The sequence below is a fragment of the Polynucleobacter sp. AP-Kaivos-20-H2 genome (assembly GCF_018882215.1).
Classification (GTDB): Bacteria; Pseudomonadota; Gammaproteobacteria; order Burkholderiales; family Burkholderiaceae; genus Polynucleobacter.
Genome location: NZ_JACVOX010000004.1, coordinates 64641 through 86234 on the forward strand (window position 1 = coordinate 64641; position 21594 = coordinate 86234).

26 protein-coding genes are annotated in these 21594 nt (G+C 45.8%); 15 read left to right on the forward strand and 11 right to left on the reverse strand.

Going from position 1 to position 21594, the window contains the following annotated elements; all coding sequences use genetic code 11:
• Positions 1-15 precede the first annotated feature (15 nt).
• The 4 genes from ICE89_RS10735 to ICE89_RS10750 are packed head-to-tail and all read left to right on the forward strand — an operon-like array spanning position 16 to position 3069.
• Complete coding sequence (locus ICE89_RS10735; RefSeq protein WP_216265883.1) at positions 16-993, forward strand: D-2-hydroxyacid dehydrogenase family protein; 978 nt, start codon at positions 16-18, stop codon at positions 991-993.
• A gap of 23 nt (positions 994-1016) precedes the next feature.
• Entirely contained in the window at positions 1017-1556 is a 540-nt protein-coding gene (locus ICE89_RS10740) for a chromate transporter (protein ID WP_216265884.1), read from the forward strand.
• Complete coding sequence (locus ICE89_RS10745; protein WP_216265885.1) at positions 1553-2074, forward strand: chromate transporter; 522 nt, start codon at positions 1553-1555, stop codon at positions 2072-2074. Before ICE89_RS10740 ends, ICE89_RS10745 begins: the two co-directional genes overlap by 4 nt.
• A gap of 17 nt (positions 2075-2091) precedes the next feature.
• Complete coding sequence (locus ICE89_RS10750; RefSeq protein ID WP_216265886.1) at positions 2092-3069, forward strand: tripartite tricarboxylate transporter substrate binding protein; 978 nt, start codon at positions 2092-2094, stop codon at positions 3067-3069.
• A gap of 44 nt (positions 3070-3113) precedes the next feature.
• Here the strand turns inward: ICE89_RS10750 and crcB are convergent, their stop codons facing one another.
• From crcB to ICE89_RS10770, 4 genes are read right to left on the reverse strand one after another with little or no spacing between them, the layout of a single operon-like run.
• Positions 3114-3491, reverse strand: a complete 378-nt coding sequence (gene crcB, locus ICE89_RS10755; protein ID WP_216265887.1) for a fluoride efflux transporter CrcB — start codon at positions 3489-3491, stop codon at positions 3114-3116.
• A gap of 12 nt (positions 3492-3503) precedes the next feature.
• Entirely contained in the window at positions 3504-4283 is a 780-nt protein-coding gene (gene ygiD, locus ICE89_RS10760; protein ID WP_216265888.1) for a 4,5-DOPA dioxygenase extradiol, read from the reverse strand.
• A gap of 9 nt (positions 4284-4292) precedes the next feature.
• A complete protein-coding gene (locus ICE89_RS10765; RefSeq protein ID WP_169709848.1) occupies positions 4293-4430 on the reverse strand; it encodes a hypothetical protein in 138 nt (45 codons plus the stop codon).
• 44 nt (positions 4431-4474) lie between these two features.
• Positions 4475-4642 (reverse strand): hypothetical protein, encoded by a 168-nt coding sequence (locus tag ICE89_RS10770; RefSeq protein ID WP_216265889.1) that lies wholly within the window; start codon positions 4640-4642, stop codon positions 4475-4477.
• A 28-nt stretch (positions 4643-4670) separates the two neighbouring features.
• On the opposite strand from ICE89_RS10770, the gene ICE89_RS10775 reads away from it, so the two are divergent.
• On the forward strand, positions 4671-5333 hold the full coding sequence (locus ICE89_RS10775; RefSeq protein ID WP_216265890.1) for a site-2 protease family protein: 663 nt from the start codon (positions 4671-4673) through the stop codon (positions 5331-5333).
• Between the two features lie 68 nt (positions 5334-5401).
• A complete protein-coding gene (locus ICE89_RS10780; RefSeq protein ID WP_216265891.1) occupies positions 5402-5854 on the forward strand; it encodes a cytochrome c in 453 nt (150 codons plus the stop codon).
• A 17-nt stretch (positions 5855-5871) separates the two neighbouring features.
• Here ICE89_RS10780 and ICE89_RS10785 read toward each other — a convergent pair whose 3' ends face one another.
• A complete protein-coding gene (locus tag ICE89_RS10785) occupies positions 5872-6552 on the reverse strand; it encodes a cytochrome b/b6 domain-containing protein (protein ID WP_216265892.1) in 681 nt (226 codons plus the stop codon).
• 43 nt (positions 6553-6595) lie between these two features.
• On the opposite strand from ICE89_RS10785, the gene ICE89_RS10790 reads away from it, so the two are divergent.
• A complete protein-coding gene (locus ICE89_RS10790) occupies positions 6596-7801 on the forward strand; it encodes an MFS transporter (RefSeq protein WP_216265893.1) in 1206 nt (401 codons plus the stop codon).
• Between the two features lie 22 nt (positions 7802-7823).
• On the opposite strand, the gene ICE89_RS10795 is transcribed toward ICE89_RS10790, so the two are convergent.
• Positions 7824-8765: a 3-hydroxyacyl-CoA dehydrogenase family protein gene (locus tag ICE89_RS10795; protein ID WP_216265894.1), complete on the reverse strand. Its 942-nt coding sequence runs from the start codon at positions 8763-8765 to the stop codon at positions 7824-7826.
• 86 nt (positions 8766-8851) lie between these two features.
• Here ICE89_RS10795 and ICE89_RS10800 point away from each other — a divergent pair, with 86 nt between their 5' ends.
• The 4 genes from ICE89_RS10800 (at position 8852) to ICE89_RS10815 (ending at position 13807) form a co-directional block, all read left to right on the forward strand.
• Entirely contained in the window at positions 8852-9781 is a 930-nt protein-coding gene (locus ICE89_RS10800; protein WP_216265895.1) for a 2-hydroxyacid dehydrogenase, read from the forward strand.
• 13 nt (positions 9782-9794) lie between these two features.
• Positions 9795-10721 (forward strand): dihydrodipicolinate synthase family protein, encoded by a 927-nt coding sequence (locus ICE89_RS10805; protein ID WP_216265896.1) that lies wholly within the window; start codon positions 9795-9797, stop codon positions 10719-10721.
• Positions 10722-10746: 25 nt separating this feature from the next.
• Complete coding sequence (locus ICE89_RS10810) at positions 10747-11697, forward strand: TAXI family TRAP transporter solute-binding subunit (RefSeq protein ID WP_216265897.1); 951 nt, start codon at positions 10747-10749, stop codon at positions 11695-11697.
• Between the two features lie 97 nt (positions 11698-11794).
• Positions 11795-13807: a TRAP transporter fused permease subunit gene (locus ICE89_RS10815; RefSeq protein WP_216265898.1), complete on the forward strand. Its 2013-nt coding sequence runs from the start codon at positions 11795-11797 to the stop codon at positions 13805-13807.
• A gap of 86 nt (positions 13808-13893) precedes the next feature.
• On the opposite strand, the gene ICE89_RS10820 is transcribed toward ICE89_RS10815, so the two are convergent.
• Positions 13894-15027: a mandelate racemase/muconate lactonizing enzyme family protein gene (locus ICE89_RS10820; RefSeq protein WP_216265899.1), complete on the reverse strand. Its 1134-nt coding sequence runs from the start codon at positions 15025-15027 to the stop codon at positions 13894-13896.
• A gap of 426 nt (positions 15028-15453) precedes the next feature.
• Here ICE89_RS10820 and ICE89_RS10825 point away from each other — a divergent pair, with 426 nt between their 5' ends.
• Positions 15454-16905 (forward strand): M23 family metallopeptidase, encoded by a 1452-nt coding sequence (locus ICE89_RS10825; RefSeq protein WP_370625364.1) that lies wholly within the window; start codon positions 15454-15456, stop codon positions 16903-16905.
• 68 nt (positions 16906-16973) lie between these two features.
• On the opposite strand, the gene ICE89_RS10830 is transcribed toward ICE89_RS10825, so the two are convergent.
• Complete coding sequence (locus ICE89_RS10830; protein WP_216265900.1) at positions 16974-17414, reverse strand: universal stress protein; 441 nt, start codon at positions 17412-17414, stop codon at positions 16974-16976.
• An 86-nt stretch (positions 17415-17500) separates the two neighbouring features.
• Here ICE89_RS10830 and ICE89_RS10835 point away from each other — a divergent pair, with 86 nt between their 5' ends.
• Both ICE89_RS10835 and ICE89_RS10840 read left to right on the forward strand, forming a co-directional pair.
• Positions 17501-17902, forward strand: a complete 402-nt coding sequence (locus ICE89_RS10835) for a DUF2177 family protein (RefSeq protein ID WP_216265901.1) — start codon at positions 17501-17503, stop codon at positions 17900-17902.
• A 20-nt stretch (positions 17903-17922) separates the two neighbouring features.
• The gene (locus tag ICE89_RS10840) at positions 17923-19548 is read left to right on the forward strand and encodes a SulP family inorganic anion transporter (RefSeq protein ID WP_216265902.1); all 1626 of its coding nucleotides are present in this window, start codon (positions 17923-17925) and stop codon (positions 19546-19548) included.
• A 7-nt stretch (positions 19549-19555) separates the two neighbouring features.
• Here the strand turns inward: ICE89_RS10840 and ICE89_RS10845 are convergent, their stop codons facing one another.
• Complete coding sequence (locus tag ICE89_RS10845; RefSeq protein ID WP_216262537.1) at positions 19556-20275, reverse strand: sulfite exporter TauE/SafE family protein; 720 nt, start codon at positions 20273-20275, stop codon at positions 19556-19558.
• Between the two features lie 76 nt (positions 20276-20351).
• Here ICE89_RS10845 and fnr point away from each other — a divergent pair, with 76 nt between their 5' ends.
• Positions 20352-21122 (forward strand): fumarate/nitrate reduction transcriptional regulator Fnr, encoded by a 771-nt coding sequence (fnr, locus tag ICE89_RS10850; RefSeq protein ID WP_215358279.1) that lies wholly within the window; start codon positions 20352-20354, stop codon positions 21120-21122.
• On the opposite strand, the gene ICE89_RS10855 is transcribed toward fnr, so the two are convergent.
• Positions 21119-21379, reverse strand: coding sequence for a hypothetical protein (locus tag ICE89_RS10855; RefSeq protein ID WP_216265903.1), 261 nt, complete (start codon positions 21377-21379; stop codon positions 21119-21121). The two genes, fnr and ICE89_RS10855, sit on opposite strands and share 4 nt — an antisense overlap.
• Positions 21376-21579 carry a FixH family protein gene (locus ICE89_RS10860; protein ID WP_216265904.1) on the reverse strand — a complete coding sequence of 68 codons (204 nt, stop codon included), beginning with the start codon at positions 21577-21579 and terminating at the stop codon, positions 21376-21378. The genes ICE89_RS10855 and ICE89_RS10860 overlap by 4 nt, the downstream gene beginning before the upstream one ends.
• Positions 21580-21594 lie beyond the last annotated feature (15 nt).

Here is a 21594-nt window from a genome sequence, read left to right on the forward strand (position 1 = left end):
AAAGTTTTTTCATTTATGGCTTCATTACCGAACATCGTTATTCTTGGGGATTATGAGCGCGCTTTACGTCGCTTCTCTAACTGGGATAAGTTAGACCAACAAGCTAAGCTCACCTTCTACCATGAGCCTTTGCGTGATGAAGCCTTATATGAAGCAGTAAAAGATGCCGACGTAATTGCTATCGTAAGAGATCGCTCGCCCTTCAATGAGGCGATGATCGCGCGCTTACCAAAACTCAAGTTTTTAATGTTTACTGGCGAACGCAATGGCACCCTAGAAGCCTCTGCTCTAGTTTCCAGAAATATCCCCATGGGCTGCACGCCAGGTGGGCCCTCAAAAGAAACTACCGCCGAGCTTACTTGGGCTTTGATTCTGGGCGCATCTAAGCGCCTGATTGAAGAAAATAAACTGATCGCCTCTGGTGGCTGGCGCGATGCATTTTCTCTCCTACCAATGCTCTCTGGCGAACGCTTGGGCATTATGGGCTTAGGTGCTATTGGCAGTCGGGTGGCACGTGTTGGCGCTGCTTTTGGTATGGAGGTTGTAGCGTGGAGTCCGCGCATGACCCCAGAACGTGCAGCAGCTGAAAATGCAAAAGCCGTTAGCTTAGATGAGTTACTCAAAACCTCTAAGGTGGTATCCATGCACTTAGTAGCTGGCCCCGGAACTAAGGGATTGATTAGCGCTGATCAATTGGCGCTAATGCGTCCAGATTCAATTCTGATCAACACTTCGCGCGCTGCACTCATTAATATGCCTGACCTCCAAAAGGCGCTAGCCTCCGGTAGACCAGGACAAGCAGCGGTGGATGTGTTTGATGTTGAGCCCCTTCCTGAAAAAGATGCACTACGCAACACTCCCAATCTTTTAGTGACGCCTCATTTAGGCTTTATTGCTGAACCAATTTTTGAGGCTTTCTCAAAAGGTATTACAGAAACTTTAGAGGCATGGCTAGAAAATAAACCAGTACCGCATCCCTTTAAGCCTCAATAATTTATTAATAAACAGCGTCCTTGATGCATAACCTAACCCCGTCACAGCTATTTATCAGTTTTAGCAAAATTGGCATGTCAGGCTTTGGTGGTGTACTCCCTTGGGCCAGACGAACCCTAGTGGAGCGGGACAAAATTCTGACGTCTGAGGAATTTAGTGCCATCCTTGGCATTTGCCAAATCGTTCCAGGCCCAAATATTGTTAACCTCGCTGTTTGCGTTGGCTCTCGATTTGCGGGAGCAAGGGGAGCTGCTGCGGCAGTCCTTGGTCTGACCCTCGGACCAATTGCCATCGTGCTGTTACTTGCCACGCTCTATCAACACTACAGCTATTTGGATACAGTGAAAGGACTATTGCGAGGCATCTCTGCAGTAGGTGTAGGCCTCATCGCTTCAACTGGTTTCAAGATGCTGCGCGATGAGTTTCACTTTCCTTTGATGCTGCTAGTGGTTGTCATCACTATCTGTGCAGTCACCTACTTTCATCTTGGTCTAGGTTGGGTTGTACTCGCTGTTTTACCGCTAGCACTATTTTTGGCACGCAAGAAAGCACTTAGTTCATGAGTATGCTTTTAAGCGTCTTCCTGAAACTATCCGCCTTCTCGCTAGTTGCGTTTGGCGGTGTCAACGCTTTGCTACCAGAGTTGTTGAACTTGGCCGTCTATCAAGAGCATTGGATTGATCTGCAAACTTTTTCAGATTACTTTGCTATAGCGCAAGCAGCACCGGGCCCCAACTTCATGACTGTAACCCTATTGGGCTGGCATATTTATGGCGTACTAGGTGCATTTATTGCCACGCTGGCAATTGCATGGCCCTCATCTATCCTGATTTATTTTTTGCAGCGATTTATTATGGGCATTCAAGATCCCATCAAGAAGAAATCTATTCAGTATGCAGCGGCAGCCCTAGCTATTGGACTGGTTCTTTCTTCTGCATGGCAAATTGCTATTCAAATTAACCATGGCGCGGCAGCCTACGCCTTGACCCTTGCGACTATTGGCTTTACATTGTTTACACGCTGGCACCCTCTATATCTAATAGTCATAGGTGGAGCCTTAGGCTTTCTAGGATTTGTTTAAACATTTTAGGAATTAATATGCGACTGATTCAATACTCTACCTTCTGCCTATTAAGCCTTCTCTCTACTTTCTGCAGTGTATCTTTTGCGCAAAGCAATTACCCCAGCAAACCCATTAATTTCATTGTTCCTTATGGTGCCGGTGGTGGCGCAGACTCACGTAGTCGTCAGATAGCCCAAAAAATGAGTGTCATTCTGAAGCAACCTATCATCGTCGATAACAAACCGGGGGCTGGCGGCAACATTGGCACAGAATTCATTTCTAGAGCTGCTCCGGATGGCTACACCATTGGAATGGGCAACTTCGCGCCCATGGCCGTTAATAAAACACTCTTTGGCAATTTGCGCTACGACCCAGAAATAGATCTCACTCCTATCATTTTGATTGAAAAAGGACCTCTAGTATTAGTTGTCAATCCAAGCTCCCCATACAAAACTGTTCAAGAAATTGTTGCAGTCGCCAAAGCTAAGCCGGGTGTTCTCACTTTCTCATCGGGCGGCATTGGAGGAAGCCATCAATTATCCGGCGAACTCTTTAAACAAAGCGCTGGCATCGATATGATTCACGTCCCTTATAAGAGTGGATCTGCTGGCTTAACCGATCTACTGGCCGGGAATGTCACCATGATGTTTGATCAAATGTATTCAGCGATGCCCAGCATCAAAGCCGATAAGTTACGCCCCATTGCGATTACTAGCAAGAAACGCTCTCCTCTTCTACCGAACGTGCCTACTTTTGCTGAAGCAGGCTACCCCAAGGTTGAAGTTCTCAATTGGCAAGGTCTTATCGCACCAAAGGGAACGCCTAAAGCCATTATTGATAAATTAAATGCTGCTGCAAATGAGGCGCTCAAAGATCCTCAGCTACGTGAACTCATGCTCTCGCAAGGGAATGAGATTGGTGGAGGGAGTCCTGCGGAATTTGCCAGCCTAATTAAATCTGAGAGTGCGAAATGGAGTGCTGTTGTAAAAACAGCCAATATCAAGCCGGAGTAAGGAATTCAATTTTGAATGGTATTGGGGGCTTAGTGCCCCCAATTTTATTTGAAAGCCTGGTAGGTCAAGATACCCAAGAAGGTCAGCACAAGTGAGCCAACTAGATTTAGTAGCGCTGTGCCCAAAGCCCAGGTAAATTCCCCGCGCTGCATAAAGCCAACCACCTCAGCAGAAAAGCTTGAGAAGGTAGTCAAGCCCCCTAAGAAACCAGTGACCACTAACAGTTTCCACTCTGGAGAAAGGCTTGGATTGTTACCGAAGAAGGCAACTGCAATCCCAATCAAGTATCCGCCAACCATATTCGATATAAAAGTACCTAATGGCAGCGCAGAAGCCATCCCAACGGTAGCGAAATTAAAGCCAGCCCTTAATAAAGCGCCGAAGCCTGCTCCAAAAAAGATTGCAAAGATAGGAAGCCACATAATCTACTCTTGTTATTGAATTGAAAAACCCAGCATGCCAATTGAACTCATCTCAATTCCATCTGTATAGATTTTGGCCTGCTCCCCCGCTTCCTGCAAGGCTAAGGTATACAAGGCTGGCCAATAGTGCTCTGCTGTCGGAATAGAAAGGTGTGCTGCATCTCCAAAACGCTCCCAGTCAATCAATGCCTCATGATGATTGGCGCGCATTTCTGAAACAAAAAAATCATTGAACTCTTTTGCCCATGGGTAAGGCTCAGCCCCATCTTGCCAATGAATGGTGCGTAAGTTATGCACCACATTGCCGCTAGACAAAATCAAAATATTTTCATCACGCAGGGGGCGTAATTGCTTAGCAAGCTCATAGTGCTCACGTGCTGACATTGCACCATCGAGACTCAGCTGCACCACAGGCACATCTGCATTGGGGTAAATGTATTTCAGAACCGACCAGGCTCCATGATCAATACCCCATTCATTTTCTTCAAGCACAACTGGGACGCTCAATAATTCTTGCACGCGATCAGCTAATGCAGGGCTACCTGGCGCTGGATATTGAACATCAAACAATGCTTGTGGAAAGCCACCGAAATCATGAATCGTTTTTGGTTTAGTCATTGCAGTTACCCAAACTCCGCGGGTTACCCAATGTGCTGAGATCATCAATATCGCGTCAGGGCGCTTTAATGATTTTCCCAGAGCCGACCATGCCGCTGTATAGCGGTTGGGCTCTATGGCATACATCGGACTGCCATGGCCAGCAAATATTGCAGGTTGGCGATGGCTAGTCATTAATACCAATTAACCGAATACGTAACCTGTATGAGCTGCAACCAGTGCAAACAAAATAGCCAAGCTAGTAGCGGCAGCCAACATCACGACCAATGTAATGATCTTTTTGTTGATCTCTTCTTTAGATTCGTTATGCCATTCGTTCATGCTAAATCCTCTATAAACACATTATTGAATGGAGTAATTATCCACTATCGACCGCGACCGGCCTTGCGCATCATGCCTTTTCCGCCACCAAAGCCTGCCTGAGGCCTTCCGGCTGGGCCAGAGGGTCCTTTTGGGACGGGTGGACGTGCTGGCGGCTTCGCTAATACCGCTTTTGCTGGGGTTTTTGAATCGGGTTTCTTTTCGTCAGTCACTTTGAGCTCCTATGGATATCATATTGCCATGATTACTGACTATTCTATCCAAGCTGTCGCAATTAATGCGATTCCCCTGATTTTTGCCATCACCATCCATGAAGCAGCCCATGGCTACGCAGCCCGCAGATTTGGCGATAATACCGCCTACATGCTGGGACGGGTGAGCCTCAATCCCGCTAAACATATAGACCCAGTAGGTACCCTATTGATTCCACTCGTCTTAATTCTGACGGGGTCTCCTTTTTTGGTGGGGTATGCCAAGCCGGTACCAGTCAATTTTGGACGACTCAGAAACCCCAGAATTGACTCGATTTGGGTTGCCTTAGCGGGACCGGGATCGAATTTCGGACAGGCAATCATTTGGGCGGTCTTTTGGGTCCTAGTGCAGGGCTTCGGAATTGATGAACCCTTCCTGACTTCAATGGCAAAAGCAGGAGTAATGTGGAATATCGGTTTACTGGTATTTAATCTGTTTCCGCTGCCACCCCTTGATGGCGGAAGAATTTTGGCAGGCCTTTTGCCTGCACGCCAATCTATTGCCCTAGGCAGATTAGAGCCATGGGGATTCTTTATTGTGCTCGGTCTCGTCTTTACGGGAATTATTGGCACCCTGTGGATGGAGCCCCTCAGCAGTTTTTTCCTGGGCATCATTAATCTTCTAATGACCCCCCTTAGAATGATTTTTTAAGTGGGCAAAAATGACTATTCTGGGATATGCTCAAAATAAGCAGTCCAATTGATCAAGGGAGAGCAATCATGAAACTACACAAATTTATTATGGCAGGCACTGCAACTGTTTTAGCCATTGGCGCAGGCGCTGCCTTTGCTCAATTTCAAAATGCAGAAAAAGCAATTGAATATCGTCAGAGCGTCATGACGATCATTAACACGCACTTCGGAAGAATTGGTGCTGTTGTTAAAGGTGCAGCACCATATAACAAAGATGATGTGAGCAAAAATGCAGAGATCGTAACAATGATGTCTACTTTGCCTTGGCAAGCTTTTGGTCCTGGCACTGAAGGCGGTAAAGCAAAACCTGAGGTGTGGTCAGACAACGCCAAGTTCAAAGCTGCGGCAGAAAAAATGCAATTAGCTGTTGTTGATCTCAATAAAGCTGCTCAGTCAGGCGACTTAGAGAGTATTAAAAAATCTTTTGGTGCAGTAGGAACAACCTGCAAAGGCTGCCATGATGACTTCAAAAAGAAATAAGCAATTTTTATTGATTGTTATTTCGTAATTAAGTAACCGACCGCTACCGCGATCACACTTAAAAGCATCAATGCGAAACCGCGCTGTAACACTCCATCCTTGGAGACACGACCCAAGTCAGCAGGCAAGTATTTAGCCTCCTCGCTTGGGTTGATTTCTTTATCGCCACTAATCATTGGCTTAATCAGATTCTCACCTTTAAATTTCTTGTAATACCAAATTGCTGCGATATGAATTGCAATCAAGGCGTAAATCACTACTTGATTACCTTCGTGAATCTCCGATAAAAATGAAGATATCGAACCAGACACATACTTTGCTAGTGGCCCCTGAAAGGAGACATCATCATCGACAAATAAGCCGGTGAACACTTGAACGCATAAGACAAAAATGAGTGCAAATACAGAAATCGCGCCAATGGGATTGTGCCCAAGAACGCGAGATGAACTTCCACTTAAGTAATCACAAATCGCTTTCTTAGTTGGTAAGAAAGAGGTGAAGCGCGCATGGGTAGATCCAACAAAACCCCAGATGATCCTGAAGATCAATAAGGTCAAAATACAGTAACCGAAATAAGCATGCCATTGGATGAATTCATCACCCAAGTTGACAGTCAAAAAGCTGCCGGCTATACATACCACCAGCAACCAATGAAATAAGCGGATTGGCAGATCCCATACTCGAATAATTTTCTTCATTCTTTAAGGATAACCCTCTTCTCCTCTAAAATAGAGGGAATTCATGAATCCCGGCAAAGCCTTTAGAACCCTACTGCTGTACCGCGTTGGCGCAACCCTAAGCTACCAAATTACGATGGTAGCGGTAGGTTGGCATCTTTACGAAATCACTAATAGCGTAGTTTCACTCGGGCTGATTGGTCTTGCAGAGCTCGTTCCCTACTTTGCGCTGGCTCTATATTCAGGTCATGCAGTAGATCACTACTCTCGCAAGTGGATTGCTGCAATCGCCTGCCTCATTCATATTGCGGTTGGATTATTTTTAACGGTCATCGCATTGGGATGGCTTAGCCCACCAATACCATTGATCTATACCGCAGTAGCATTTATTGGTATTGGGCGCGCTTTATTAAGACCTTCTTATCAAGCGCTTTTTGGACAAATCATTCCGAGAGACCAACTACCGCGTTACACAGCGTATGCATCTTCAGCGTTTCAGATCTGCGTAGTGGCCGGCCCAGGATTGGGTGGGCTCATGATTGGGTTTGCTGGTCTTGAATGGACGTATCTGCTCGCCGCCTTCTGCGGAGCAGTCGGTTTATACGGAATTACTTTCATTACTGCTGTGCAAGAAAAATCGAGCGACTTATCTAAGCACTTTTTAAAGAGCTTTTTGGAAGGGTTTCATTACGTCAGAAAACATGAACTCATTTTGAGCATCATGGCACTCGATATGTTTGCCGTTCTCTTCGGGGGCGCAGTCTCTATTCTTCCAGCCTTTGTGAAGGAGGTGCTCAATGCGGGCCCAGAAACTCTGGGGATATTGCGTGCCGCGCCCGCGGCTGGGGCAGTCCTTACTGGAATCTACCTCGCTCGGCGTCCCGTGCTAAAAGACTCAGGAAAATATCTTCTGATCTCAGTGGCAGGATTTGGGGCGGCGATTATTGCCTTTGGCATCTCCAGTAATTTGTGGCTCTGCGCATTTTTTCTATTTATCTCCGGATGCTTTGACTCGATTTCAGTGGTCATTCGAGGCAGCATCATGCAGCTCACCACGCCAGATCATATGCGCGGCAGAATTAGCGCCATTAATGGCATCTTCATTGGTTCATCTAATGAATTGGGTGCGCTTGAGTCTGGCATTGCTGCCAGCATGATCGGTTTAGTGCCATCCATCGTATTTGGTGGGGTCGCGACTATTGCCATCGTCCTCATTACTTATCGACTCGCCCCGCACCTTGGCAAACTCCACCTAAAAGATATTTCTTAGTGAGCAACTAAACAACTAGTTGCTATTTAATTTCAGGAAGATCTTTCTGAATAATCTTCAGGCCAGCACGTAATGCTTTTTGATAGCGCTCACGTTCAGCTTTAATCGTTTCTGCCGTCCAGGTGAAAAAACCTTCACCAGTTTTCATACCAAACTTGCCGCTTGCGATGCGATCACTCAAGCACTTTGCTATCGTTGGTGAATTATTTAAGGTTGGATAAATGGTTGCGCCTCCAGCACCATGCACCTCAAGGCCAGCATGATCTCGCTGCATGGCTGGGCCTGCTGCGATATAGCGAAAGCCAAAACCAAAACGAACGGCTTTATCAATATCTTCTGGTGTACAGATGCCTTCATCAACCATTGAAAAAGCCTCACGCGATAAAGCATGCTGCAAACGATTAGCCAAAAATCCTGGAAGATCTTTTTTCACAGTAACGGGCACCATGCCACAAGCAGTCATCAAACGTGAGAGGCTTTCACCCACCATTGGAGAAGTCTTTGCACCATATACCACTTCCACACAAGGTACTAAATGTGCAGGCATAAAGAAATGCAAACCAATCATACGAGCAGATGTTTTTAGGCCGCTGGCAATTTCACTAATTGGGAAGCTCGTACTATTGCTCGCCAATACCGCCTCAGGCTTTGCATATTTCTCCAACTTAGTAAATAGCTCTCGCTTGATATCTAAACGCTCAGGCACGCACTCAATCACTAAATCAATATCAGACCAATCAACCTCTTCAAGCGAACCCGCAACAGACAGTAAATGAATGCGATGCTCATAACCGAGATCTGCCATGGTATTTGCAAAGTAATCTGGCAGGAGGGCGCGCCGCTCTGTAGTTGGCTCAACCACCTGGACCGCGCAGCCACCGCGCGCACAAACGGCTGCAACGTCTGCACCCATAGTGCCGCCACCGACAATAACCACCTTGGTTTCAGCTGGGGTAAATAACATGAATACTCTCCTAAAAAGGGGAAGGACTTTTTCTGAAAAATCCTCTTACAATGGGGTCATTATTTCAATAAAAAAGTAAGTGAGACATGATCCCCGTCAATTCGGTGCTACAGGTCGGCCATTTCCCTGAAATTATGCAGGCAGAAATAGATCGGCGCTTTACCCCTTTTCACCATCCCGATCCTCAAGAGCCTGCTCCTGCCGGAAACTTTCAGGCGATTTTGATTCGCTCCAATACCAAGCTGCCCGAGGCCCTAGTTAAACAGATCCCCAGTATTCGTATGGTTGCTACTTGTGGGGTTGGCTATGACAACCTTCCTTTGGCTTATCTTAAAGAGCAAGGAATTAAAGCAAGCAACACCCCTGGCGTCCTAAACGATGCCGTATGCGAACTGGCCATTGGCATGATGCTCGCCCTACTGCGCCAACTGCCCGAGGCGCAGGAATACATCAAAAGCACCGCTTGGTCAAAAGCACCCTTCAGACTCACCACTACTTTGGCTGGTAAACGAGTGGGTATCGCTGGCATGGGTCGCATTGGGCAAGATCTGGCTAAACGTTTAGAGCCATTCAAAGTTGAGATAGCGTATTCGGGGCCTAATAAAAAATCTTTGCCCTACGCCTACTATCCAGATGCTCAAGAATTAGCCAAGGCCTGTGACATCTTATTTTTAGCTTGCCCAGCAACCCCCGATACAGACTATATGATTAATGCTAGGGTTCTAGAAGCCTTGGGTCCATCGGGATATTTAATCAATATTGCCCGCGGCAGTGTGGTCGATGAGGGGGCACTTTTATATGCGCTGCAACATAAAAAGATTGCAGGTGCGGCCTTGGATGTTTTTGAAAACGAACCTAACCCAAGTCATGAATTTTTAACGCTTGATAATGTATTGTTAACACCGCACATTGGAAGCGCTACCTCGGAAACACGAATAGCCATGACCAACTTAGCCGTAGATAATTTAGAAGCCTTCTTTAACCAACAAACACTTCCATCTGAAGTAAATAACTAAAAACGGAGCCAGCATGACGATTTCTCTGCACCCTTCCACCTTGCCAGCGGTGTTATCCCCTGTCATCACCCCATTTAAGGCGGACGGCAGTCCAGATGCTCCTAAGTTATTAAAACAATGCCAATGGCTAGAAGCTAATGGTGTTGGGCAGGCTATCTTTGGTACGAACTCAGAAGCAAACTCAATGTCTGCCCCGCAGAAGATGAGCACCTTAACAGCATTAGTGGAAGGTGGATTAAAGCCTGAGCACTTAATGCCCGGCACCGGGGCAACATCGATTGATGCTACTGTGAATATGACGCGTCACGCAGTCAACCATAAGTGCGCGGGCGTATTAATGTTGCCGCCCTTCTACTATAAAGACGTTACTGATGATGGTCTATTCGCTTATTTTTCTGAAGTCATTCAAAAAGTAGGCAGCACTGCTTTGCAGATTTATATCTACAACATTCCTCCGGTTACTAAGTTGACCTTAAGCCTCTCTTTGCTTGAGCGCTTAGCAAAAGAATATCCAAAGACTGTTGTGGGCATGAAAGATAGCTCTGGCGATTGGTCTTATACAGAATCGGTCATTAAATTACTGGCGCCCTCAGGCTTCCGTGTCTATGCAGGTAGCGAAGTATTCCTGATGCGTGCCTTGCGCGCTGGCGGTGTTGGCTGTATCTCCGCTACTGCCAACGTTAATCCAAAAGCGATTGCCGATTTAGCAGCACACTGGAGAGAATCAAATGCTGATGCTCTTCAAGCAAACTTGGATCAAGTGCGTGGAATTTTTGCTAAGTATCAAATGATTGCGGGCATGAAAACTGCTTTAGCCCATTACACCAAGGATTCTGAGTGGCTCAGAGTGCGTCCACCATTGATGCAGTTAAGCGCTGAGCAACAAGCGCAACTGCTCAGCGAGCTCAAAGCAATTAACTTCAGCATGCCAGGTTTGTAATTTAAAAAATAATTAGGAGACAACAATGAAACTACTCAAAGTGATTGCCTTATCGCTTAGCTTTCTTTGTGCGAGTGTTAGCGCCCAAAACATCTCTATCGCCACCGGCGGTACGGGTGGCGTGTACTACCCAATGGGTGGCGGTCTTGCCTCTGTTCTGTCAAGCAAGGTTCCTGGAATGTCTGCTACTGCAGAGGTGACCGGGGGTTCGGTAGATAACTTAAACCTCATCGGTACAGGTAAGCCATATGTTGGTTTCTCGATGGCTGATGCCGCTAAAGATGCCCAGATTGGCGAAGGTAAGTTTGCTGGCAAAAAAGTGGACTTACGCACTCTGGTAGTGCTTTATCCAAACCTCATGCATGTAGTGACCGTAGACTCCACTGGTATCAAGTCTATGAAAGACCTCAAGGGCAAGCGTATTAGTACCGGCGCCCCTGGTAGCGCAACGGAAGTCATGGCATTTCGCCTACTGGAAGCTGCTGGAATTGATAAAGACAAGGATGTTAAACGTGAGCGATTGAGCGTTGCCGAATCCGTTAATGCCATTAAAGACCGCAAAATTGATGCATTCTTCTGGGTGGGTGGATTACCAACAGCAGCCGTAACTGACTTAGCCAATACGCCAGGCACCAAGATTGTGATGGTCGACACCGGCGAAGAGGTAACTGCCATGAATAAAAAATATGGCAACCTTTACTTTGTAACTACCATTCCAAAGGCTACTTATAGCGGCATGGCTAGAGACAATAAAGTCGCAGCAGTCGCCAATATCTTGGTAGTCAATGCCAATATGCCTGACGATCAGGCCTATAAGATTGTTAAGGCAATCTTTGATAATAAATTGGAATTGGTGCGTACTCATCAAGAATTTATGAGCGTCAGCCTAGAAAACCAAAAAACAAAATCAACCCCTGTTGATTTTCATCCAGGCGCACTCAAGTACTTCAAAGAAAAGAACGTCAAACTAAATTAATTTGATGTTCTATCGGGGGTGAGCCAATCTCACCCCTTTCGTTTTACGGAAGTGAATACATAAAGCAGTGCATAAAAATAATTACAGAGGTTGAGACATGAATCAAAACGTTATCGATAACGAAACCCAAGAAAAACTAGACGCTTTTATCAAGCAAGAGGAAGGCGACTCTAATGACTACAAGGGACTGCTAGCGAAGTTCATCACCCTGGTGGCAGTAGGCATGTCACTCTTTCATTTATATGCCGCGTATTCAATCGTTCCCACACAAGAGTTACGGGTCATTCACGTTGCTCTGGTTTTATTTCTCGTATTCCTAAGCTTCCCCATTGCGGCTCGCTTTAAAAACAGGCTCATGCCTTGGGATATTGTCTGCGCACTTATCTCGGTAGCCATCGCGTATTACATTCTGAGTGGTGGCGATGACTTTATGGACCGCAATACTGCGCCTAACTCTACCGATGTCATGGTGGGCATTGCATTAATTGCCCTCATCTTAGAAAGTGTTCGAAGAACCAATGGCATGATCTTGGTTACAGTAACTATCCTGTTTCTACTCTATGCATTGTTTGGCAACTACTTGCCAGCCCCTTGGACTCATAAAGGTTATGATCTTGATCGTCTAGTAGGCTACATGTATATGACTCTAGAAGGCATCTATGGCACTGCCGTTGATGTTTCTGCAACCCTCATTATTCTCTTCACCATCTTCGGCGCTTTCTTGCAATTTACTGGCGCAGGAAAGTTCTTTATTGATTTCTCATTCGCAGCAATGGGCGGAAAATCTTCTGGGGTTGGCAGAACTATCGTAATGTCCTCCTTCTTGCTCGGAGGACCCTCTGGATCGGGCGTTGCTACCACTGTTACGGTTGGCTCAGTTGCAGCCCCCATGCTGGACAAAGTGGGTTACGAGAAAAATGCTGCTGGCGGCCTTTTGGCAGCAGGCGGTCTTGGCGCCATTATCTCGCCTCCGGTACTGGGCGCAGCTGCATTCTTGATTGCAGATTTTCTCAAAATCTCCTATTTAGATGTATTGCTGATGGCAACCATTCCAACTATCCTTTTTTATCTTGGCTTATTTGTGATGGTCGAAATTGATGTACGCAAATATGGCATGAAAAATATTCATTTTGAGTCTGCTGAAACAGCCTGGCAACTCACCAAGAAATACTGGTTTCACTTCTTCTCGCTCATCTCGATTGTGGTGTTTATGTTGATGGGCTTCTCTCCCGTGATGTCCGTTTTCTGGGCGACAATAGTTTCGGCTTTATCAAGCATGTTGCGTGAAGATACCGCCATCATTCCATGGGCATGGTTTAAAGGCAAAGAACCCATTCTCTCTGGCCTGTACAACTCCAATCTGACCAAGGCGCTTGCAACTGGTTCAACTGGTGTCTTAGCTATCGCTGCCACCTGTGCTGGTGCCGGTCTCATTGTGGGTACTGTTACCTTAACCGGTCTTGGCCTGAAATTTAGCTCGATTGTGATTCAGTATGCAGGTGGCTCGCTCTTGCTGACAACTATTTTTACCGCTCTCGTGGTTTGGGTGGTTGGCCTTGCTGTTCCAGTAACAGCCTCTTACATTATTTGTGCAGTAATCGCAGCGCCTGCTTTGATTAATTTAGGCGTGCCTGCTTTTGCAGCCCACATGTTTATCTTCTATTACGCTGTACTTTCGGAAGTATCGCCACCGACTGCACTCTCGCCATTTGCTGCAGCTGCGATTTGTAAAGGCAACCCCTATAAGACTACTTTGCAAACCTGGAAGTATGTTGCTCCAGCTATTTTGGTTCCATTTATGTTTGTTTTAGATAAGTCAGGCGTTAGCTTGTTATTAATGGGATCCACCAGCGCTCTAGAGCAGGCGGACTGGATGCAAATTGCTTGGGTCTCTTTCACGGCCGTTGTTGGAATCATCTGCCTAGCCGGTGGACTACAAGGTTGGTTCATTGAGAAAACCAAGATCTTTGAACGAATCATCATGGTGATCTCTGGGGTTGCCCTTGCCTACCCCTCCACAGAGGCAGATTTAGTTGGCTTCGTTGGATTTGGCCTGGTGCTAGTGACTCAAACGATTACCCATTTCAAACTCAATCCCAGATCTTCTTAAGGTACACCTGATAGGTGGACGGATCTCATCCTCAAAACAATAAGGCCCGCTTGAGCGGGCCTTATTGTTTCTAGTAATTGCTTATCTTAAGAGATCTTGGTCCAAGCGGCTTTACCTGCATATTTCTTGACAGCAGCTTCATCAAACTCGAAGCCTAAACCAGGGGTTTTATGCAAAATCAAATCCCCATTCTTAAAAGTCAGCTGCTTATTGATCAATCTACGGAAGTTCAGCACCTGATCATCCAAGAAGAATTCGACAAAGCGTGCATTAGGCGTAGCCGCAACCAATGGTGCATGCAAATCATGCATCCAGTGCGGACAAACTATGACGCCCTTCAAATCAGCGTATGCAGAAATTCTTCTCCACTCAGTAATACCGCCGCAGACAGCCGCATCAGATTGCAGAATGGCGGCGCCACCGGCATCAATCAACTCTCTAAAACGCCAACGTCCCGCCTCCATCTCACCGGTAGCAACGTTGATTTTGGTTTGACGCGCCAAGGCAGCATGTAAATCAATCGCATCTGGAGAAAAAGGTTCTTCAATCCAATACGGGTTGTATGCTTCAAAGCGACGCACGTACTCGAGAGCCGTAGGTAGATCGCGCCAGGCATTATTCGCATCAAGAGTGAGCAATACATCATCACCTACCGCTTGGCGAGCAGCCTTTACACGCACCTCTTCTTCCGATGGCGATAAACGCCCCACCTTCATCTTGACTGCCTTAAAGCCCTGCTTTACGTAAGACTCCATTTCTTTGCCTAATTTGGCAGGCGTTTTACCTTCAAGATAGTAACCACCACTAGCATAAGCTGGCACCCGATCATCAACCACTGAACCCAAGTATTGATGCAAAGGTAAATCAACTGAGCGTGCATTTAAATCCCACAAAGCCGTATCCAAAATCGAGATGCCGCGCATTACTGCACCTGCACGACCTTGGAGGATGGATTCGTTATACATTTCCATCCAGAGGCCTTCACTGCGGTGACTATTTTGACCAATGAGTTTGGGGGCTAGTAATTGCTCAACAGCGAGTTTGGCAATATCTCCGCCGGCACTGCCGACATAACAAAAACCGATGCCCTCATTACCATCCTTGCCGCGTACTTTTACCAAGCAATAGTGACGCTCGGAAACAGTACGAGTAGAAAATGAAGTGACTTTATCCAAAGGTACTGCTACAGAGGCAACTTGGATGGATTCAATAATCGGCATCTAAACTCCTTAATCAAAAATGGATTGTATCGAGAATTTAATTTGCCGACAGGGGTCCGAACAAAGAATAATTAATCCACTCAATAAGAAATGCATATGGCGAAAATGAGCCGAGTGGTTGCTATCCGAACAGGCATCTTGTAAGTTAGATTTGCTGCAAAGTTGATGCATTCACACTCCAATATCCTCAAACCACCATGTTGTGCAACAAATTTAGTTAAAAGTGGCAAAACTGACATTGCTAAAGGTGCCAGTTTTAGATCCTGGCCAGCCGATGAGGCGTCCGTTGTAAAGCAAAATTATGAGCAAAGGCTGAAAGCAGTCTTTGAAGCTCTCAAAAATAGCGCCGGATCAAGATTAAGTCTAATTTGCTGCGGCACAGCATATTTATTCAGAGATGCTCCCACATTATTAGATAATTGAGGGGTGAATAAAAAAGTATCTCTTAGCTCCCTGTTCACTAGGGGAGTAATCATTTTGTCTGGCTGCGCCTTTCTTAGCTCAACTCCGGGCTTGGCTTATGCAGCTCAAGCCCAAAGTAGCCAAACCCAAAGCACTACCCAAGCACGCAAGAAAATTACCGTTCAAACCAATAGGCAGGTTGGCTTCAAAGATAAATCTGCGGGTACTGGCTCAAAAACCAATAGCATGAGTCTGAACCCATCGCTATTTCAGCGAAAAGCCCCAGATGAGTTGATGCTCGACAGCGATGCAAACCTTGACTATCGAGTAGCCCAAGGGTGCCTAAGACGCAATTTTAATGAAAATAGCCTACCGGCTAGCGTTGGCATTGATAATCGGCAGTTCGCTGAATTCTTCAAAAATCAGACCAAAACATTTTTTGATCACATGCGTGGAGATTGCATCCCTTATGCGGTTGCCTTTGGAAGTCGTAATCGTTTCGACTCATTGAGCATCATGAATGGCCCAATCCAAGATAGTAAAACTGAAGTATGGACATTTACACCATCAGCTGTTGGTGGGTTTTTAATTCAGCAAGACTATCTCAAAGATGAGTCCAAACGCTTAACCGAGATTCGGATTCCTTTAAGAGATGTCTTGTATGACCCTCGAAAAGTAAGCGATCAATTGCCAGTTGAGCTGGTTTGGGAATTAAATTCCCTGATCAAGCAAATCTATCCTGAAGAAAATAATTCTCTTGAAAATACTAACAGCGTTGTGCGCTTGATTGTTGACTTTGGTGATCGAGAAAGATGGGCGCAAATTTGGGCTGCAGAAATTATTGACCCCAACACTAAAGACGTTTATGCAAATGCCTTTTGGATGGAGCGCAGTGACATTCCCGGGGGGTTTTTTACAGGATCTGGAGAATCGCTTGAGCGTTCTTTTTGGACTAATCCATTAAGCTATCGCCGTATCTCTCGGGGAGTTGGCATGGTAAGAGCCTCCTCAAGTAAGCGCAGCAAGAATCCTGCGTCAGTGGCTCCAACCCAGGCGCCAGCAACAAAGCAACGCTATCGCACCCATATGGGGATTGACTATGCCGCCCCAATCGGCACCCCCATCTTTAGTGTTGCCAATGGCAAAGTTGTGCACATAGGCTTTAGTGGTGCATTTGGAAACTTAATTGTTTTAGAGCATCCGGGCAATTACCGCACCTACTATGCGCACTTGAGCAATTACAACGTAGAACTTGAGTTAGGTAACGAAGTGCGGCGCGGCTTAGAAATTGGCTATGTAGGAACTACCGGGAGGTCAACGGGGCCACACCTACATTTTGAATTAAGAAAAAATGGAATCTACGTAGACCCCTATGGCTCTAAAACCCAACTTGATTTATGGTCTATGCGCGATAACGAAAGCGGGCAACTGACTAGAGAGATGCTTCTGCTCGGTAGCCCTATTAAACAGAACTAAATAAATTCAGCAATGCTGCTGAAATAAAAAGGGTCCAATTGGACCCTTTTAACTTGATGCTGGGTAAATTAACCCAGAACTAATACTGGCAATGTGGAATGCACAATGACTTCATGGGTCTCGCTACCCAACAGGATCCCTTTGATACCTGTGCGCTTATGAGACGCCATAACAATCACATCCGCTTTCGCTTTTTTTGCGCCAGCCAAAATGCCTTCAGATAGGTTGCTATTTTCAATGTGAAGACTTTTCACTTTAGCGCCAACTCCCAGCGCCGTTGTCGACTTTTTAAATACATCCTGTGCATATGCCTGACAAGCTTCTGTATGCTGTTTCTTTGAAATTCCATAACCCATGGTGCTATCTGAATAAACCATTGGAGGCGTAGGATCGGAAACGTATACCAACGTAATTGCAGCGCCATCCGCCTTAGCAAGGGCGGCGACTTTCTTTAAGGATTTTTTGCTGACATCCGAACCATCTACTGGCACCAATAAATGCTTAAACATGTTGACTCCCTTTAAATTGAACTACTCATTTGCTCTTTACATCATAATACTTATTATTAACCTATAAAAGAATAAAGGTAACTTAATTGATCAAGAATTTTGCCATTTACCTCTCATTTTTAATCGCCCTTATTGCAATCGATTTGGTATGGCTTTTGGGTATCGCAAAGAATCTCTATCGCAATGAGATGGGTGACTTAATGGCCAGCGAACCCAAACTTATAGCTGGGCTTGCGTTCTACCTGCTTTATGCATTAGGCGTCTGCATTTTTGTAATTGTTCCGGCGCTATCAAAACAGTCATGGATATATGCACTGCAATATGGCGCTTTGTTTGGTCTATTTTGTTATATGACCTACGACCTCACCAATCTGGCGGTGGTTAGAAACTTTCCAACACAATTGGCTTTCATTGATATTGCATGGGGCAGTTTTGTTACTGCCTTGTGTGCGAGTTTTGCTTATTGGGTTTGCAACCGTATCTCTTAGGCCATTGAAACATTCATCTTATGTTTTTTCGTCCCCGACTTTTTGACTCATTTTCTGGCTATAACCGCACCCTTTTTACGAAGGATATTTTTGCTGGATTAACGGTTGGGGTTGTTGCACTCCCATTAGCCATGGCTTTTGCTATTGCCAGTGGACTCAAACCCCAAGCGGGTATTTTTACTGCAATTATTGCTGGCGGGCTTATCTCCTTACTTGGAGGTAGCCGCGTACAAATTGGCGGACCGGCCGGCGCCTTCATCGTCATTGTTTACGGCATTGTGGAGCGCTATGGGGTTCCCAATTTATTACTCGCAACCGCCATGTCAGGAGTATTTTTATTTCTGATGGGAGTATTTCGCCTTGGAACGCTAGTACGCTTCATTCCAATTGCGGTCATTATTGGTTTTACCAATGGTATTGCCTTTTTGATTGGGCTATCTCAAGTCAAAGATTTCTTCGGACTTCAGATTGAAAAAATGCCAGCTCAATTTTTTCAATCAGTGCATGCACTCTACTTAGCAGCAGACACCTTTAACCCCATTGCGCTTGGTTTAGCTTGTGGGAGTCTTGCCTTACTGATCTTATGGAAGATATTTCAGAATCGCTTAGGTTGGCTCTCTCATCTTCCTGGCACTGTTGTAGCAATGGTAGCGGCAACAATCGTTACCAGCATCTTTAATTTACCAGTAGATACGATTGGTAGTCGCTTTGGCGGGATCCCTTCAGGGCTCCCCGCTTTTGAATGGATTCCGGTAAGCTGGGATAGCGCTCAATACATGGTGGCACCAGCCTTAACACTTGCCCTATTAGGCGCAATTGAATCTTTACTCTGTGCGCGCATTGCCGATGGCCTTATTCATGATCGCCATGAGTCAAATCAAGAGCTAGTAGCTCAGGGTATTGCTAACTTCACAATTCCATTTTTTGGTGGCATGCCAGCGACTGGCACGATTGCTCGCACAGTAACTAATATAGAGAGTGGCGGCACTACACCTGTCTCTGGACTCGTCCATGCAGCAACTTTACTAGTCATTGTTTTATTTGCAGCGCCGCTTGCCAAAAACATTCCTTTAGCTAGCCTTGCCGCCATCTTGATGTATGTGGCCTGGAATATGGGTGAGTGGCAGAAGTTCATCGATCTAAAGCAATTCCGCTTGCCGTATCGAATCACTATCTTAAGCGTCTTTATTCTCACTGTTGTACTAGATCTCACGATTGCAGTAGAGGTAGGTTTACTGCTCGCCTTTATCACCTTCATTTACCGTATCTCCAGTCTATCGCGTTGCGAGCCTGCTCTAGTTGACGATTACCCGGGACTGAGTAATCAGCAAGGTCGAATTGATGCCTATCGCATTCATGGTGCCATCTTTTTTGGAGCAGTAAAACTCCTAGAAAAGATTGAAGCGAATTTACCCTCACAAACACTCTTGCTCGATTTAAAGAAAGTAATCTACATTGATACTTCTGGCATGGATACAATCATGGAACTAGCGCACCTGTGCAAGATTCGTAATATTCGATTGATCATTTGCGGCTTAGCGCATCAACCATTAGAGATGGCAGAGCGCAGTGAATTTTTATCTACGCTACCCCAAGATTCTTTCTATCCAGATCTGAGCTCCGGCATAGAAGCAGCAACAACTTAAGAGCGACTTAAGAAATACAGAAGCCACCTTTTAATAAGGCTTCTGGCAATACCCAGGCACGATACATACCAAAGCCGCCTGCAATCAATAGAAGTGCAGCAGCCAAATACCTCACCCATAGATATTGCCCAAACTGAGTCAGCGCCGCTGAAAATTTAGAGATCAGTAATAGGTTAGGTAATGTACCCAAACCAAATGCCAACATCAGCGCGGCACCAGTTACTACATCACCCGATAAAAAGGCGAGTGGTAAAACGCTATAGACCAAACCACAGGGCACCAAACCCCATAGCATGCCGCTAAACCAACGCGAAGGGCCGCTCGCCATAGCGCCCAAGTATTTAGCCCAATAAGCCGCAATTTTTGCACTTAACCATTTGCCGCCAAGTAAACCTTCTGACTTGCCTATTCTGAGTAGACGCATGCCCATCAGAATTAAGATCAGGGAAGTTAAAGCAAATAAGGGGCGTTGGATTGGAATGAGGTTTTGCTGCCAAACCACGACCCCCAATGAGGCAGCAAGAGCGCCTAATAAGACATAGGTTGTGACACGCCCCAAATGCATAATCAGTTGTAGGTAAAAAAGCTCTGATTTGGGCCGCAATGGGGTCTCTGAGGTGCTTGGCCGCTCTATGGCAGCCGCTATCCCACCGCACATCAGAGCACAGTGCCAGCCACTCACAAGTGCACCCAGAAAGACCGCAACGAGTAAGCTAGTTGTCAGCATGAAATCAACAGAAAATAGGTAAAAGCCATAATCTTCATACTTATAGAATAAACTGATCTTATAGATCAGCCCTAATATGAACTACAAACCTACCGACAGCCCAACCAGCAAATGCTCAGTTTGCGTACTGGGTCAGTTTTGTCTACCGGTTGGATTAAATAGTAGCGAAGTTTCCCAAATCGATACCTTGGTTAAAGAGCGCGTTCATCTTCAAAAAGGTGAAAGCCTTTATCGTCACGGCGATCCACTCAGTTCTGTATATAGCGTGCGCTTTGGCACCCTTAAAACAGAGTTCTGTCTGCAAGACGGTCGACAACAAGTGATTGGCTTTCATCTGCCCGGCGAAATTCTAGGACTTGATGGCATTGGTGAGGGGCATTATCAGTCAGATGCGATTGCTCTTGAAGAGAGCGAAGTCTGCATTATTCGTTACGATGCTTTTGAAGATTTGGCTCGGCAGATCCCCGTCTTACAAAATCAGTTCCATAAAATCATGAGTCGGGAACTGACTCAAGATCAACGCCACCTACTATCACTTGGCACGATGCGTGCAGAAGAAAGATTGGCCGCTTTTTTATTGAGCCTCTCGCAACGTCTGGCTGCACGCGGCTATCTGAATAATGAATTCGACTTGCGCATGAGTCGCAATGATATTGGCAGCTATCTTGGGATTCAAATTGAAACTGTCAGTCGCATGCTCTCACGCTTTGCAGAGTCGGGCTTAATTCAAATCAAACAACGCCACATCAAACTCATCGATATGGATGGGTTATATGAACTGGCAGGTATTCCAAACCCAGATCGCCACGGCTGCGCAAGCCCTGAAATCCCAATCAAACAGGCTTAAATTAAGCCGCGGTCGACTTCCTTGCTATCTGGCGACTCAATTCCAGGCAGGATATAAGCAGTAAGTGCACTAGAAATTGCACAGAAGGTCCAAATCACAAAGAACCCGATTGTATAAATACCCTCATCAGAAACATCAGGGTGGTAACCAAAAAATAAAAGGTCTTGTGGGTGAATCACGGTAAATAACAAGCCCTCTGCCATGCCAGCCACCAAAAATGAGGGCCACAAAATCCAGATTAGTAGACGGTACTTCATTTTGCTACCTGCGCATCTTTAAGCTGCTCAACTTTAAGACCCTGCTTCACTACGCCATCACGCAATGGCTTATCTGCATATAGATTGATAGCCAAGTAAATAGTAATAGCGCAGCCAATCATGGCGACAGCTGGTCCACTAATTAAAAGCCATGGCCATAGTTGTTTGAACCATGGTTTAGTAGTTTGTTGCTCTGTCATATCCATCCTCTCCAT